The following is a 15,826-nucleotide window of genomic DNA, read 5'->3' on the forward strand; positions in this document are numbered from 1 at the left end:
AATCCCATCTCTAAATAAATATGTTAGAAACTACTAAGTATACAGAAGATAATATTAGGTCCTTAGATTGGAAGGAACACATCCGTATGCGTCCTGGTATGTATATCGGGAAATTAGGTGATGGTTCCTCTGCCGATGATGGTATTTATATCCTAATAAAAGAGGTGCTCGACAACTGTATTGATGAGTTTGTAATGGGAGCTGGAAAGACCATTGAAGTATCTGTACAGGGGAGCAAAGTCATTGTAAGGGATTACGGACGTGGAATACCCTTAGGAAAAGTAGTGGACGTGGTCTCCAAAATGAATACTGGCGGAAAATACGACACTAGAGCATTTAAAAAATCGGTTGGATTAAACGGGGTAGGTACAAAGGCCGTTAACGCATTATCTTCCTACTTTAGAGTTGAATCAAACCGTGATAACCAGTCCAAATCTGCTGAATTCGAACAAGGGAATTTAGTTCAGGAAGAAACAATAGAGCAGAGTAGTAGAAGAAGAGGGACCAAGGTTACCTTTATTCCTGATGAGGGAATTTTTAAAAACTTCAAATTCCGAAACGAGTACATTGAGAAGATGATACGTAATTACGTATATCTCAATCCGGGTTTGGCAATTATATTCAATGGAGAGAAATTCTATTCAGAGAATGGATTAAAGGATTTACTGGAAGATAGCACGAATAAGGAAGACATGCTATATCCGATTATTCACCTAAAAGGAGAGGATATTGAAATTGCCATAACACATAGCAAAACTCAATATAGTGAGGAGTATCATTCCTTTGTCAATGGTCAGAACACCACTCAAGGTGGAACGCATTTGGCTGCCTTTAGAGAAGCAATTGTAAAAACCGTAAGGGATTTCTATGGTAAAAACTATGAGGCCTCCGATGTAAGGAAATCAATTATTGGGGCCATTTCAATCAAAGTCATGGAACCCGTTTTTGAGAGTCAGACCAAAACAAAACTTGGATCAACCGATATGGGAGGCGAATTACCTACGGTAAGAACTTATATCAATGACTTCTTAGGCACCCAACTCGATAACTTCTTACACAAAAATCCTGAGGTTGCCGAACTTATGCAACGTAAAATTTTACAGGCAGAGCGCGAGCGTAAGGAGCTATCAGGAATTCGTAAACTTGCAAAAGAAAGGGCTAAAAAAGCGAGCCTTCATAATAAAAAACTACGGGATTGTAGAGTGCATCTTGGAGACATGAAAAATGATCGAAGATTAGAAACCACTTTATTTATAACCGAGGGAGATTCTGCATCGGGTTCCATTACCAAATCTAGAGATGTCAATACTCAAGCTGTATTTAGTTTAAGAGGAAAACCTCTAAACTCCTATGGGATGACAAAAAAGATTGTGTATGAAAATGAAGAATTCAACTTATTGCAGTCCGCTTTAAATATTGAAGAATCATTAAGCGATTTGCGCTATAATAATATTGTCATCGCAACTGATGCCGATGTTGATGGTATGCACATACGCTTATTACTAATTACATTTTTTCTGCAGTTTTTTCCAGAGCTCATCAAAGAAGGTCACTTGTATATTTTACAAACTCCACTCTTTAGAGTTCGTAATAAAAAGCAAACCTTCTATTGTTATAGTGAAGAAGAAAAAATAGACGCAATAAGGAAATTAAACGGAAAACCCGAAATAACGCGATTCAAAGGATTGGGTGAGATTTCTCCTGATGAATTCTCCAATTTCATTGGAGAGGATATCCGGTTAGATCCCGTGATGCTTGATAAGGCTATTTCCATCGAAAGTCTATTGGAGTTTTACATGGGAAAAAACACACCAGATCGTCAAAAATTCATCATTAACAACCTTAGAGTTGAACTTGATGTTGTAGAAGAAAAATAATTTAAAATCAATGGTTTAACTATAAATTTTTCTATCCGAACTGTAGTTAAATCACATTTATATTAATTTGCTAACCTGACATCGCCATTTATGGAAGAAATTACAGATATGAATCCAGAAGATAACAGCCAACAAGAAACCATCACCAGGGTTGGAGGCATGTATAAAGATTGGTTTTTGGATTATGCTTCATATGTGATTTTAGAAAGAGCTGTACCTGCTATCGAGGATGGTTTTAAACCAGTACAACGTCGAATCATGCATTCTTTAAAGGAATTAGACGATGGGCGTTACAATAAAGTAGCTAATATCGTGGGACACACCATGCAGTATCACCCACATGGAGATGCAAGTATTGGGGACGCGATGGTGCAAATTGGTCAGAAGGATTTATTGATTGACACCCAAGGTAACTGGGGGAACATTCTCACAGGGGATAGTGCAGCGGCACCTCGTTACATCGAGGCACGTTTATCTAAATTTGCTTTGGATGTTGTTTTTAGTCCAAAAATAACGGATTGGCAACTCAGCTATGATGGACGAAAGAAAGAGCCCATCAATTTACCCGTAAAATTCCCATTATTACTTGCTCAAGGTGCTGAGGGTATTGCTGTTGGACTTTCCACAAAAATATTGCCACATAATTTCATTGAACTCATTGAGGCCTCTATAAAACACCTAAGAGGGAAAAGTTTTACCATTTATCCCGATTTTCCTACAGCGGGAATTATGGATGTTAGCAATTATAATGATGGCAAAAGAGGAGGAAGAATTCGGGTTCGAGCTAAAATTTCTCAATACGATAAGAACACTTTAATTATTAGCGAAATTCCATTTGGAACCAATACATCTAGTTTGATTGATTCCATTTTAAAGGCCAATGAAAAAGGGAAAATAAAAATTAAAAAGATTGAGGACAACACCGCTGCAAATGTGGAAATATTAGTGCATCTACCCTCAGGACTATCTCCAGATAAGACCATAGATGCCCTCTATGCATTTACCTCTTGTGAATCATCCATCTCACCACTGGCTTGTATTATCGAGGATAACAAACCACTATTTATAGGGGTTAATGAAATGCTCAAACGCTCCACCGATAATACGGTAGATCTTCTCAAACAAGAATTGGAAATTCAGCTTAATGAACTAGAGGAACAGTGGCATTTTGCATCCCTTGAGCGGATATTTATTGAGAATAGAATTTATCGTGATATCGAAGAGGAAGAAACCTGGGAAGGAGTTATTAATGCCATTGACCAGGGATTAAAACCATATATCAAACACTTAAAAAGAGCTGTCACTGAAGAAGATATTACCCGACTAACTGAAATCAGGATTAAGAGGATATCTAAATTTGATATTGATAAGGCGCAGGAGAAAATTGAAGCTTTAGAAGATGAGATAGCTCAAGTAAAACATCATCTAGAACACCTTATTGATTATGCAATAGACTACTTCAACACACTTAAGAAAAAGTATGGAGAGGGTAGAGAACGAAAAACGGAAATAAGGATCTTTGACGATATTGAAGCCGCTAAGGTAGTCATTAGAAATACCAAATTATATGTCAATCGCAAAGAAGGATTTATCGGAACTTCCCTTAAGAAGGACACCTATGTATGTGACTGTAGCGATATAGATGATATTATTGTCTTTACTGCCACTGGTAAAATGATGGTCACTAAGGTAGATACCAAAACCTTTATCGGTAAAGACATCATCCATGTAGCTGTATTTAAAAAGAAAGACAAGAGGACTATTTACAATCTCATATATAAAGATGGTACAGGAGGATCCACCTATATTAAACGATTCTATGTCTCTAGCGTGACTCGGGATAAGGAATATGACCTTACCAACGGTAAACCTGGCTCTGTTGTTCACTATTTTTCTGCCAATCCAAATGGTGAAGCGGAAATCGTAACCATATTCTTAAGACAGGTAGGAAGCGTTAAGAAACTCAAGTGGGATATTGATTTCGCTGATATTCTTATCAAAGGCAGAAACTCAAAAGGAAATATTGTAACCAAATACGCTGTTAAAAGAATTGAGCTTAAAGAAAAAGGAGTCTCTACCCTTAAACCGCGCAAGATTTGGTTCGACGACACGGTTCGTAGATTAAATGTTGATGAGAGAGGAACCCTACTAGGCGCATTTAAAGGAGAAGACAAACTCCTTGTGATTACCCAAGATGGGATCGTTCGAACAATCACCCCAGAGTTAACTACTCATTTTGAAGACAATATGATTGTTCTTGAGAAGTGGAATCCCAAAAAACCTATTTCTGCCATTTATTACAATGGGGAGAAGAAACTCTATTATGTCAAAAGATTTATCATAGAACAGCCAGATAAAGAAGAGTCATTTATCTCAGACCATCAAGACTCCTTCCTCGAGTTGGTAACTACGCATTGGTTACCCAGAGTTGAAATTGAATTTGTAAAAGAAAGAGGAAAGGATCGCAAACCAAGCCAAGAATTGGCCTTAGAAGAATTCATTGCCGTGAAAGGAATCAATGCGATAGGTAATCAGTTAACTAAGGGGAAGGTAAAACAAGTTAATCTACTAGAACCTTATCCTTATGAGGAACCCGAAGAAGTAAAACCGGAGGACATGGAAGTTAATGACGAGCAGGAGATCTCACACCCTTCTGATATGAAATCGGATCCTACATTATTTGACTAAAATCATCTTTTGATAAAATCAACCGTAGGCCTGTTAGATGTGCTTTTGCAACAAGCCTACCTATCTATTTATTAAAAAATCGAACATCTACCCATCCAAATATTAGATTAATAGCCACAATAACAACGGTGGTGAAGGCAAGTTCACCATATAGCTCATAAGCGGCTAAACAGCCAGCGGCAGCACTGCACCAAATGGTAGCAGCAGTAGTAAGTCCTTTAATTTTATCTTTACGTTGCACGATAACACCAGCGCCTAAAAAGCCGACACCAACGACTATTTGACCCAATACCCGACTAATATCAACGCCAACTCTATTTTCAAACTCTAAGGAAAGCATGATAAAGACGGAAGCACCAATGGCTACGATGGTATTGGTCTTTAAACCTGCGCTTTTTCCTTTGTATTGTCGCTCCAAACCAATTAATAAGCCCGCCAAGCATGCTGCCAAAATTTTATACATAAAATCTTGGATGTGCATTTCAAATATAGCATTTATAGTATCCATTTTTTCGAAAACTTAGGAGCTAATTATAAAAGAAAAAACTCATGGCCCATAAAATTACTCAATTTTTGTTACGGTTCCTTTGTATTTATTGGCAGAATCACCAACAAGTGAGAATTCATAAGTATAGGTATCTCCTTTGGTATATAAAATTTTCATATGTACCGCCTTGGCATCATTTAAAGACGAAGGATTGATCTTCTCCACAATAAACTCACAATCATTAATCCAACGGATGCTACTAGAATCGACTTTATTCTCGTAATAGTCGACTTCAAGTGTGTCGTTTCTAAAGAATGTACTCGTTTTTTCCTCGCCATCCAAGGTGTAAGTGTACTCAAAAGTCCCCGTTTTAAAATCCTTACAATTGCGTTCTACATTGTAGCAAGACGCCATAAATAAACTAAACAAAACAAGCAACAAAATTTTTCTTAGATGTATCATTCCCTATTGTTTTTAAATTCCTCAAAGGTACCATCTTTATAAAAGATTACAATGCGGGAAATGGGCTTTTTTTGCCCAGATACCGTAGTATTTGCCACCTCGGTGGACGTATTCTTTAAGTAGGATGACTGCTCCTGTTGGCCAAGTTCCATAACCATTTGAGAGGAAGGTTTAACGTCTTTAGGAGGAAAATCTCCCTTACCATTTAAAAGCCAGTAGAGTTCAACATCTGGATACTGCTGCAATATTTTTAGAACGAAATCTAAACTAGGGTTGTTACGACCTGAGAGTAAATGAGAGATCGATGAGCGTTGTACGCCGATGGAATCGGCAAATGCAGAGGCGGATAAGCCATAATATTCTAAAACTTTTTCAAGCCGTTTAATAAATTCATCTTTGTTTACCATTGTAAACTTGTGTTGTGAAAGTTAATGTTTCACAAATGTATACAGTAATAACGACAAATCAAAACAGATGCAATAAGCTTATTTTATCATAAAGTAAAGCTTTACTTTACATTTGTATTGTTTTGATTCTAAACTATTTACTATTTACCTATAGAATTCATCTATTACGCATACACTCTTGTAAACTTTAATGTTTACAGTTGGCAAGACGCAGAGGGTTATAGCTTTCACATTTGTAACTTTTATTATTTTACATTTGTAAATGAATTTCCTTTTACATTTGTAAATTCAAAAATAGCCATGAATTATCTAGACACTTTTTTCGGTTCCTATGAGCAGTATAAAGACCCTTCACTAAGTGGTCGATATATCCATTTAAAACACATCGAACCTTTAGTTAATCGCTATAAAAAAAATTTCCAAGTGAAGATTCTAGGAGAATCTGTTGAAGGGAATCCTATCTATAGCCTAACCCTAGGAAATGGTTCGAAAAAGATTCTAATGTGGTCACAAATGCATGGAAATGAATCTACCACTACCAAGGCTGTATTTGATCTTTTAAATTACATCGCAGCCAAGAAGGATATTAGAGAATTTATCACCTCGAATTGTACACTATGTATTCTACCAATGGTAAACCCAGATGGTGCGCTCGCATACACTAGGGTTAATAGCAATTCCATTGACCTGAACCGCGATGCACAAGAACAAACTCAACCTGAGAGCATTATCTTAAGAGAGGCCTTCAACTCCTTTAAGCCTAATTTTTGTTTTAATCTTCATGATCAAAGAACGATATTTAGTGCTGGAAAAGCTGCTTTACCAGCGACGGTTTCTTTTTTAACCCCAGCAGAGGACAAGGAACGCTCCATCACTACCGAGCGCAAACGAAGCATGGAAATCATTGGTCATATGAATCAATTCCTCCAAAGGCATATTCCAGGTCAAGTTGGTCGTTATGATGATGGATACAATATTAATTGTGTCGGCGATACTTTCCAATCACAACAAGTTCCCACCATCTTATTTGAGTCCGGGCATTTTCCATTAGATTATCAGAGAGAGCAAACTCGAAAATATATCGCTTGCTCAATGTTATGTGCCATCATTTATATTGCAGATCATACTATTACAGGAAATCAATATAAAATGTATTTTGACATTCCAGAGAATGAGAAACTTTTTTATGATGTGATTCTTCGCAACTTTCCTATAAAAGAGGATGGCACCGTTCAACACCTAGACATTGCTATATTATTTAAGGAGTCGCTCAAGGAAGGGGAACTTAAGTTTATCCCAAATGTAGAGCGCATTGAAAAGGATTTGAAATTTTATGCTCATAAGGAATTCGATATGAATACTCTAGATAGCCCTAGTGTTGAGAAATATGAAATTAATGAAGCCTTTTTAACTAAATTATTAAGAAATATTTAATAATAATTTTAATTAATTATTTAATTACTTGTTCTTTGATGGTGGTAAATTCAGTTTTTTTTATTTTTTTTGCATATCCTTTAAAGATAATAAAAAAACTATGGCAAAATTTAAATTAGACGAAGTTGATCACCAGATTCTGGATATGTTGATTGAAAATACTCGAACTCCTTTTACGGATATTGCGAAAAGATTACTAATTTCTGCTGGTACCGTACATGTTAGAGTGAAAAAGATGGAGGATGCGGGTATTATAAAAGGATCATCATTAACACTAGACTATGTAAAACTAGGGTATTCCTTTATTGCATACGTTGGTATTTTTTTAGAAAAAACGCATCAAACAAAATTTGTCCTCGAGCGCTTGAATCAAATTCCTTACATTACTGTAGCTCATATCACTACTGGAAAATTTAATATTTTCTGTAAAATAAGAGCAAAAGACACCAAGCATGCCAAGGATATAATTTTCAAAATTGATGACATCGATGGAGTATCTCGGACAGAGACAATGATCTCTCTCGAGGAGAGCATTAATGACAAGCGAAGATTGATGCACACCATATTTAACGATTTATAGGATTTATGTTTAAATCGGTTTTTATACCCTCTCAATTGAAAGAATTGAGAGGGTTTTTCGTATTTTTACGTCAAACAGAAATAAATTTATGCTAAGAAAACCGAAAATTGATCGCTTTAATGAAAATGTGCTGTCGCGATATCAAATATACAACAGCATATTTATCACACTACCATTTGACGAGATTAGTAATACAGGGGTTCTACTTCCATTATTTTCAGAATTATGTGAAAATGGATATGAAGAAAATCACAACCCGAGTCAAATTGTGGAGCGTTTTTTTAAAAAATATTATGACAAACCATCTGAAAAGGATAGAGTCGATCTTCTTTTTAGATTTATCCAGTATATCGAAAGACAGGTCGTGTTGTTTGATGCCATAGAAGACGCTACCTTTCCAGTAGTGAACAACATGGACGGGATCGGTACACTCCGAAACATGAGAGAAGAGGCTGAGGCTAAAAACAAAGTTGCGGAATTAAAAGCCTGTTTGGAGGAATTTAAAATCCGTCCAGTACTCACTGCACACCCGACACAATTCTACCCAAGCTCTGTACTTGTCATCATTACAGATCTCGCTGAGGCTATTCGAAAGAACGATTTAAACTTAATCAAAAAGCTACTTGCTCAATTAGGAAAGACACCTTTCTTTAAAAAGGAAAAACCATCGCCTTTTGATGAGGCTGTTAGCTTAATCTGGTATCTTGAACATGTGTTTTATCATTCTGCTAGTCAGATCTATAATTATATTCAGGACAATATTTACATCGATAATGACCTTGATAATCAGGTTATCAACCTTGGTTTTTGGCCAGGTGGAGACCGTGATGGCAATCCGTTTGTTACCACCGATATTACCTTAAAAGTAGCTGATAGATTGCGAACTACAATACTTCGAAACTACTATAGAGATGTTCGAAGACTTCGTCGTCGTATTAGTTTTAAATATGTAGATAAACTCATTGTTGATTTGGAGAACAACCTCTATGAAAATATTTTCCTAGAAAGCTCCCGATCTACCGCTAGCGTAGATTACACTATGGAAACCTTGCTGGAGATCCGTGAAATTTTAATCGAGAAACATCAATCGCTGTTTGTAGAGGAAGTAAATAGCTTAATCAATAAAGTTAAACTCTTTGGTTTTCATTTTGCTGCCCTGGATATCAGACAGGATTCCAGAGTTCATCACAATGTACTCTCCACTATTGTAGAGGAGTCCTTAGCTATGGGATGGGATATTTTCCCTAAGGATTATCTCAAATTATCTGATGAGCAACAGATTGAGGCCCTAAGCAAGGTAGTTGGAAAAGTAAATCCAAGTTTAATTAAAGACCAAATGAGTCGATTAACTTTGGAGTCAATCTATGCGATGAAGACCATTCAGAAAAACAACGGTGAGCTTGGTTGTAACCGTTATATCATTAGTAATAATGGAAGTGTCCTCAACGTAATGCAGGCCTTTGCTATGATCAGGATGTGTGATTGGGAAACCCCCACCGTAGATATTATTCCTCTTTTTGAAACTGTAGATGATTTAGAGATCGCTCATAAGGTTATGGAAACGCTTTATTCTAATAAAGCCTATGCAGCACACCTTAAACGAAGAGGAAATAAACAAACCATTATGTTAGGGTTCTCCGATGGTACCAAGGATGGTGGATACCTGATGGCGAACTGGAGTATCTATAAAGCTAAAGAGACACTCACAGCAATGTCAAGACAATACGGTGTCAAGGTTATATTCTTTGATGGACGTGGTGGACCACCAGCTAGAGGAGGGGGAAAAACGCACCAATTCTACGCTTCACTTGGACCAACCATTGAAAACCAAGAAGTGCAATTGACCATTCAAGGACAAACCATTAGTTCAAATTTTGGTACCTTAGATTCTTGTCAATACAATATGGAACAGCTTATTACTTCTGGGATCGTTAATAATGTATTCAACGATGAAGACGACCGATTGAGTGATGAAGATCGCGATACCATGAATCGTCTTGCTACCATTAGTTATCAGGCCTATATTGACTTTAAAAACCATCCAAAGTTCCTGCCGTATTTAGAAAACATGAGTACGCTAAAGTATTATGCTAAAACGAATATTGGTAGCCGTCCGTCTAAAAGAGGAGGCTCAGACGAATTGGTGTTTTCAGCCCTTAGAGCCATACCATTTGTGGGGAGCTGGAGTCAATTAAAACAGAACGTTCCAGGATTCTATGGAGTGGGAATTGCCATTGATACTTTTGTAAAAAACAATGAGTTTGACAAGGTTGCGTCCTTATATAAAAACTCTACTTTTTTTAGAACCTTACTAGAGAATAGTATGATGAGTCTTTCGAAGTCCTATTTCAAACTCACCGCCTATATGCAGGACGATGAAGAATATGGTGAGTTCTGGAAATTAATTCACCAGGAGTATGAGCGTAGTAAAGCCATGATCCTGAAAGTGACAGGTTATAAAGAACTCATGCAAGACACTCTTTCTATGAAGGCCTCTATTGAAGTTCGAGAAAAAATCGTATTACCTTTGTTAACTATCCAACAATATGCGTTAAAAGAGATTCAACAGTTAAAAAAACAAGGTAAAGATGCTGATGCTAAACGCTTGGAGATATTTGAACGCATGGTAACACGATCCTTATTTGGAAATATTAACGCGAGTCGAAACTCTGCATAACACGATTTCAATAACCTAGCTATATATAAAAAAAGCCGTTAAGATGTCCTTTTAAAGACACTTCACGGCTTTTCTTCATATGGATCATCTGAACTTCTAATAGCTTTTAGTGTATTTAAATAATCAAAATTGTGTTGGTAAATTCCAAGTTCATACTAGGATAAAGAACAAGAAGCTCGATTTTCCTACCAATTTAGATGGTATATCAAATTTTCCTTGGAAAGCATCTCGAATGTGAAATTATTGATGTGAATGATTTGTCTGGGCGTATAAAAATACGGTGTAGCTGCACAATGAGTGTTTTAGCAGATATTTATCCCTATATCGCCAATTCCCCAGTGGTGTTGACAAAGCAAAGATTAGTTTCTTAAACTCCAGTTACTTTTAAAGGCACCTGATTATAAAAATCCGATGCCATGCTGCTTAATTTATGACTCTTAACTGGTCAGAAATCAACTTAAAAATTAGGACTGAGATTGTATTTTTTATAAAATGCGTCAATAATTTCCACCACTTGATCTTCATCATCCACAACATGTAACAAATCAAGATCGTTTGGACCAATGTTGTTGTTTGCCTCAAGTAAGGTAGTGCGGATCCAATCGATCAATCCGCCCCAAAACTTGGTACCAACAAGTATTATCGGAAATTTTGCAATTTTTTTAGTTTGGATCAATGTAATAGCCTCGAAGAGTTCATCTAAGGTACCAAATCCTCCAGGCATCACAACAAACCCTTGAGAATACTTTACAAACATCACTTTCCTAACAAAAAAGTAATCAAAATTCAGGTTTTTATCCCCGTCGATATAAGGATTGTCATGCTGTTCAAATGGAAGGTCGATGTTAAGTCCCACCGAAGTACCACCACCTAGGTGCGCTCCTTTATTTCCAGCCTCCATAATGCCAGGCCCTCCACCAGTAATAATACCATAGCCTGATTCAACTATCTTTCTAGAGATGCGTTCGGTAAGATCATAATACTTCGTATTTGGTTTGGTTCTTGCAGAGCCAAATATAGATACACATGGACCAATACGACTAAGATGTTCATAACCACTTACAAATTCACTCATGATTTTAAAAATAGCCCAAGAATCATTGGTCTTTATTTCATTCCAGCTTCTGGTGTGTTGTTCCTTTCTCATTCTATATCTTTTAGTTGTATATTTTCTTTCTTTTTAGTTGATTATTTTTCCTATTTAGCTTTAAGCTCGTCTCGAAGGTATTTAGCGGTGTAACTTTCGGTATTTTTAATGATTTCCTCGGGCGTCCCGCTGGCCATTATTCGTCCTCCAGATTTACCACCTTCTGGCCCAATATCAATAATATGATCTACCATTTTAATGACATCCAGGTTATGCTCAATGATCAGCACGGTGTTGCCCTTATCAGTTAGTTTATTCAATACTCCCATAAGAACCCGAATATCTTCGAAATGTAAACCAGTTGTTGGCTCATCTAAAATATAGAATGTATTACCAGTATCTCTTTTGGACAATTCGGTGGCTAATTTAACCCGTTGTGCTTCACCACCGGAGAGGGTAGTGGATTGCTGTCCAAGGGTAATGTAACCAAGACCTACGTCTTGTAAGGTAGCAAGTTTTCGGTGAATTTTAGGAATGTTTTCAAAAAATTCTACTGATTCATTGATGGTCATCTCTAAAATATCTGATATAGATTTACCTTTATATCTGATTTCCAATGTTTCTCGGTTGAAGCGCTTCCCTTGACAGGTTTCACATGCAACTGTAACATCTGGCAAAAAATTCATTTCGATAACCCGCATACCTGCTCCTTGACAGGTTTCGCATCGTCCTCCCTTTACATTAAAACTAAACCTTCCTGGTTTATACCCTCTAATCATGGATTCTGGGGTTTGGGTAAACAGGCTTCGAATTTCACTAAACACACCAGTATATGTAGCAGGATTGGATCTAGGGGTTCGTCCAATGGGGGATTGGTTGATGTCAATAACCTTATCGATATTCTTCAGCCCTTTAATTTTGGTATATGGCATTGGTTTTTTAACCGCATTAAAAAAATGTGCATTTAGTATAGGGTAGAGGGTTTCATTAATCAGAGTGGACTTACCACTACCGGAAACTCCCGTGACACCAATCATCTTTCCTAATGGAAATTCTACTGTAATATTTTTCAGGTTATTCCCAGTACAACCAGATAAAGTGATTGTTTTCCCGTTCCCTTTTCGACGTTTTTTAGGAACTTCTATTTCCTTTACACCAGAGATATAATCTGCTGTTAGGGTATTAAAATTTGAAAGGTCCTTAGGGGATCCTTGAGAGATAATCTCTCCTCCATGCCGCCCTGCCTTGGGGCCAATGTCAATAACGTGATCCGCCTTTAGGATCATATCTTTATCGTGTTCTACCACAATGACTGAATTCCCGATATCTCTTAGAGATTCTAAAGACCGTATAAGTCGGTTGTTGTCCCGTTGATGTAATCCAATGCTGGGTTCGTCGAGGATATAAAGCACCCCAACAAGTTGAGAGCCAATTTGTGTAGCAAGACGTATTCGCTGCGCCTCTCCACCGGAGAGCGTTTTTGAACTTCGGTTTAATGCAAGGTACGTCAGGCCAACATCTAGTAAAAATTGGATTCGTGTACTGATTTCTTTTAAAATCTCCTCTGCTATTTTGAATTGTTTTTCTGTGAGCGAATCTTTAAGGTCCACAAAAAACTGAGCTAAATCACCTAAATCCATCGCTGAAAGCTCAGCGATATTCTTTTGGTTAATTTTAAAATGAAGAGAGGATTCCTTTAATCGACTCCCACCACAGTGCTCACAAGCCACCTTATCCATGTATTCCTTAGCCCATCTTTGTATGCTATTGGAATTACTCTCCTTGTACTGATTGGTGATAAAATGGACAATGCCTTCAAATTCTATTTTATAATCCCTTGTAATACCCAAGGTTTTGGAGGAGACTTGAAATTTTTCATTACCGCCATTTAAGATAATATCCATAGCCTGAGCCGGAATATCCTTAACCGCATCTGTTAGTTTAAAATCAAAACGTTGTGCGATGGTCTCGAGTTGCTTAAAGATCCAAGTGTTCTTATAGGGGCCAATGGGTAGAATTGCACCTGATTTAATGCTCTTAGTGTCATCCGCAATGACTTTCTTTAAATTAACCTGATACACGCTCCCTAGGCCAGAACAGTGTGGGCACATACCTTTAGGAGAGTTAAAGGAAAAAGTATTGGGTTCTGGATTAGGGTAGGAGATCCCAGTTGTTGGACACATGAGGTTTCGACTGAAAAAGCGAAGTTCTCCACTGTCCTGATCTAAAATCATTAACACATCCTCTCCATGGTACATCGCGGTTTGGATGGACTCAGTTAAACGTTTGATAGTCTGTTCTGTACGCTCCACAACTAAACGATCGATCACAATTTCGATATCGTGAGTCTTGTAACGATCCACTTTCATTCCCTTCTCCAAGTCTAGTAGTTCACCGTCAACGCGTACCTTGGCAAACCCCTGTTTTGAAATATGCTCAAAAAGTTCACGGTAATGCCCTTTACGACTTCGAATTACAGGGGAGAGTATATTAATCCGTTTGCCTTGAAATTCTGCTAGGATTAATTCCTGGATCTGTGCATCGCTATAGCTCACCATTTTCTCTCCGGTGGCATAGCTATAGGCATCGGAGGCTCTGGCATAAAGAAGCCTTAAGAAATCATATATTTCGGTGATGGTCCCAACGGTAGATCTTGGAGATTTTGAAGTGGTCTTTTGCTCAATAGCAATCACTGGTGACAGACCGTCAATCTTATCAACATCGGGACGTTCCAAACCTCCCAAAAATTGCCGTGCATAGGCAGAAAAAGTTTCAATATATCTTCTTTGACCTTCGGCATAAATGGTATCAAAGGCAAGCGATGATTTACCACTTCCTGATAGGCCTGTGATCACTACTAATTTTTCCCGGGGTATTGTAACATCTATATTTTTAAGGTTATGAACTCTAGCACCCTTTACCTGAATATTATCTTCATGATTTGTCATATAATACGCAAAACAACAAAATTACAATATTCAACTGTAATTAAGAAGCTACAAGAATCTTGATACTTATTAAATTATAAAAGTTACTCCTAATTTTTTCATAAAACCAAATACAATCTTGCTCACTTTTTTTGTTGATAGTTGCTTTTAAAATAAATTTGCATAACCTGTTATATAATCATCAATTCTTTAAGAAATGGCTGAAATTTTCAAACGCATTGGCACTATGGCGATAGTGAGTAGATTACGCTTATTAAGTCAACAACTTACCGATGACGCAAGTAAGCTTTACCAGGTGTATGACATCGATGGATTTTCATCTAAATGGTTCCCAGTCTATTTCATCCTCCATCAAGATGGGAAGCAAACGATCACACAAATTGCACAAAGTATAGGTCATTCTCAACCTTCTGTAACGAAAATTATAAAAGAAATGGCCGCAGCTGGCCTAGTTAAAGAGCATCTTAAATCAAAAGACAAACGCAAAAATGTCGTCGGGCTTACAGTTAAAGGAATGAATATCTCAGAACAGATCATAAATGAACTCTCTAGGGATGCTAACACTGCTATAGATCAAATGATTGCACAGTCACAGAACAACCTATGGGATGCCATCGAAGAATGGGAACAGTTATTAAAGCAAAAATCCTTATTAAAAAGAATCCAAGAACAGAAAAAACAGCGAGAAACTAAGCACATTCAAATTGTTCCGTACCAAGGCGCGTATAAGTCCATTTTCAAGAATCTAAATCAACAGTGGGTTTCAACCTATTTTGAGATGGAAGAAACCGACTATAAATACCTGGATCATCCAGAGGAAAATATTATAGAAAAAGGAGGTCAAATTCTGGTGGCTCTTTATAAGGATCAGCCAATGGGTGTTTGCGCGCTAGCTAAAATGGAAGATCCAGAATATGATTTTGAATTAATCAAGATGGCCGTTTCCCCTGAAGCTCAAGGTAAAAACATAGGCTATTTATTAGGCAAAGAAGCCATTAGACTTGCCAAAGAATTAGGTGCTACAAAATTATATTTGGAAAGTAATCACGTTTTAAAACCTGCGGTAAACCTTTATCACAAACTAGGATTTGTAAATATTTCTACTCGTTGGAGCCCTTATAAGAGAGCAGATGTTCAAATGGAACTAGTATTATAAATAGTGCCTAATTCCCTTTATGC

At 37.2% G+C, this 15,826-nt stretch carries 11 protein-coding genes; 6 read left to right on the forward strand and 5 right to left on the reverse strand.

Annotated elements, in window-relative coordinates:
- Positions 1-20 precede the first annotated feature (20 nt).
- Both VKY50_RS03605 and VKY50_RS03610 read left to right on the forward strand, forming a co-directional pair.
- Positions 21-1,877: a DNA topoisomerase IV subunit B gene (locus VKY50_RS03605; RefSeq protein ID WP_324298942.1), complete on the forward strand. Its 1,857-nt coding sequence runs from the start codon at positions 21-23 to the stop codon at positions 1,875-1,877.
- A gap of 90 nt (positions 1,878-1,967) precedes the next feature.
- Positions 1,968-4,565 carry a DNA gyrase/topoisomerase IV subunit A gene (locus VKY50_RS03610; RefSeq protein WP_324298944.1) on the forward strand — a complete coding sequence of 866 codons (2,598 nt, stop codon included), beginning with the start codon at positions 1,968-1,970 and terminating at the stop codon, positions 4,563-4,565.
- 64 nt (positions 4,566-4,629) lie between these two features.
- Here the strand turns inward: VKY50_RS03610 and VKY50_RS03615 are convergent, their stop codons facing one another.
- The 3 genes from VKY50_RS03615 to VKY50_RS03625 are packed head-to-tail and all read right to left on the reverse strand — an operon-like array spanning position 4,630 to position 5,921.
- Positions 4,630-5,073: an MgtC/SapB family protein gene (locus VKY50_RS03615; RefSeq protein WP_324298946.1), complete on the reverse strand. Its 444-nt coding sequence runs from the start codon at positions 5,071-5,073 to the stop codon at positions 4,630-4,632.
- A gap of 54 nt (positions 5,074-5,127) precedes the next feature.
- Positions 5,128-5,514: a hypothetical protein gene (locus VKY50_RS03620; RefSeq protein WP_324298948.1), complete on the reverse strand. Its 387-nt coding sequence runs from the start codon at positions 5,512-5,514 to the stop codon at positions 5,128-5,130.
- Positions 5,511-5,921: a helix-turn-helix domain-containing protein gene (locus VKY50_RS03625; protein WP_324298950.1), complete on the reverse strand. Its 411-nt coding sequence runs from the start codon at positions 5,919-5,921 to the stop codon at positions 5,511-5,513. The genes VKY50_RS03620 and VKY50_RS03625 overlap by 4 nt, the downstream gene beginning before the upstream one ends.
- A gap of 300 nt (positions 5,922-6,221) precedes the next feature.
- Between VKY50_RS03625 and VKY50_RS03630 the strand changes: the two genes are divergently transcribed.
- From VKY50_RS03630 to VKY50_RS03640, 3 genes are all read left to right on the forward strand, one after another.
- Positions 6,222-7,355 carry a M14 family metallopeptidase gene (locus tag VKY50_RS03630; RefSeq protein ID WP_324298952.1) on the forward strand — a complete coding sequence of 378 codons (1,134 nt, stop codon included), beginning with the start codon at positions 6,222-6,224 and terminating at the stop codon, positions 7,353-7,355.
- Between the two features lie 100 nt (positions 7,356-7,455).
- On the forward strand, positions 7,456-7,935 hold the full coding sequence (locus VKY50_RS03635; protein ID WP_324298953.1) for an Lrp/AsnC family transcriptional regulator: 480 nt from the start codon (positions 7,456-7,458) through the stop codon (positions 7,933-7,935).
- 88 nt (positions 7,936-8,023) lie between these two features.
- Positions 8,024-10,612, forward strand: coding sequence for a phosphoenolpyruvate carboxylase (locus VKY50_RS03640; RefSeq protein ID WP_324298955.1), 2,589 nt, complete (start codon positions 8,024-8,026; stop codon positions 10,610-10,612).
- A 457-nt stretch (positions 10,613-11,069) separates the two neighbouring features.
- On the opposite strand, the gene VKY50_RS03645 is transcribed toward VKY50_RS03640, so the two are convergent.
- Positions 11,070-11,759 (reverse strand): LOG family protein, encoded by a 690-nt coding sequence (locus tag VKY50_RS03645; RefSeq protein WP_324298957.1) that lies wholly within the window; start codon positions 11,757-11,759, stop codon positions 11,070-11,072.
- A 50-nt stretch (positions 11,760-11,809) separates the two neighbouring features.
- Positions 11,810-14,647, reverse strand: a complete 2,838-nt coding sequence (uvrA, locus tag VKY50_RS03650) for an excinuclease ABC subunit UvrA (protein WP_324298959.1) — start codon at positions 14,645-14,647, stop codon at positions 11,810-11,812.
- A gap of 196 nt (positions 14,648-14,843) precedes the next feature.
- Between uvrA and VKY50_RS03655 the strand changes: the two genes are divergently transcribed.
- Positions 14,844-15,803: a bifunctional helix-turn-helix transcriptional regulator/GNAT family N-acetyltransferase gene (locus VKY50_RS03655; RefSeq protein ID WP_324298961.1), complete on the forward strand. Its 960-nt coding sequence runs from the start codon at positions 14,844-14,846 to the stop codon at positions 15,801-15,803.
- Positions 15,804-15,826: the final 23 nt, after the last annotated feature.

The sequence above is a fragment of the Galbibacter sp. genome (genome assembly GCF_035306585.1).
Taxonomy (GTDB): domain Bacteria; phylum Bacteroidota; class Bacteroidia; order Flavobacteriales; family Flavobacteriaceae; genus Galbibacter.

What these genes read in the sequence shown, in the direction of transcription:
- VKY50_RS03630 (WP_324298952.1), top strand. Translation starts at nt 6,222, where the DNA reads ATGAATTATCTAGACACTTTTTTCGGTTCCTATGAGCAGTATAAAGAC.
- VKY50_RS03620 (WP_324298948.1), bottom strand. Translation starts at nt 5,514, where the DNA reads ATGATACATCTAAGAAAAATTTTGTTGCTTGTTTTGTTTAGTTTATTT.
- VKY50_RS03610 (WP_324298944.1), top strand. Translation starts at nt 1,968, where the DNA reads ATGGAAGAAATTACAGATATGAATCCAGAAGATAACAGCCAACAAGAA.
- VKY50_RS03635 (WP_324298953.1), top strand. Translation starts at nt 7,456, where the DNA reads ATGGCAAAATTTAAATTAGACGAAGTTGATCACCAGATTCTGGATATG.
- uvrA (WP_324298959.1), bottom strand. Translation starts at nt 14,647, where the DNA reads ATGACAAATCATGAAGATAATATTCAGGTAAAGGGTGCTAGAGTTCAT.
- VKY50_RS03645 (WP_324298957.1), bottom strand. Translation starts at nt 11,759, where the DNA reads ATGAGAAAGGAACAACACACCAGAAGCTGGAATGAAATAAAGACCAAT.
- VKY50_RS03615 (WP_324298946.1), bottom strand. Translation starts at nt 5,073, where the DNA reads ATGGATACTATAAATGCTATATTTGAAATGCACATCCAAGATTTTATG.
- VKY50_RS03655 (WP_324298961.1), top strand. Translation starts at nt 14,844, where the DNA reads ATGGCTGAAATTTTCAAACGCATTGGCACTATGGCGATAGTGAGTAGA.
- VKY50_RS03605 (WP_324298942.1), top strand. Translation starts at nt 21, where the DNA reads ATGTTAGAAACTACTAAGTATACAGAAGATAATATTAGGTCCTTAGAT.
- VKY50_RS03640 (WP_324298955.1), top strand. Translation starts at nt 8,024, where the DNA reads ATGCTAAGAAAACCGAAAATTGATCGCTTTAATGAAAATGTGCTGTCG.
- VKY50_RS03625 (WP_324298950.1), bottom strand. Translation starts at nt 5,921, where the DNA reads ATGGTAAACAAAGATGAATTTATTAAACGGCTTGAAAAAGTTTTAGAA.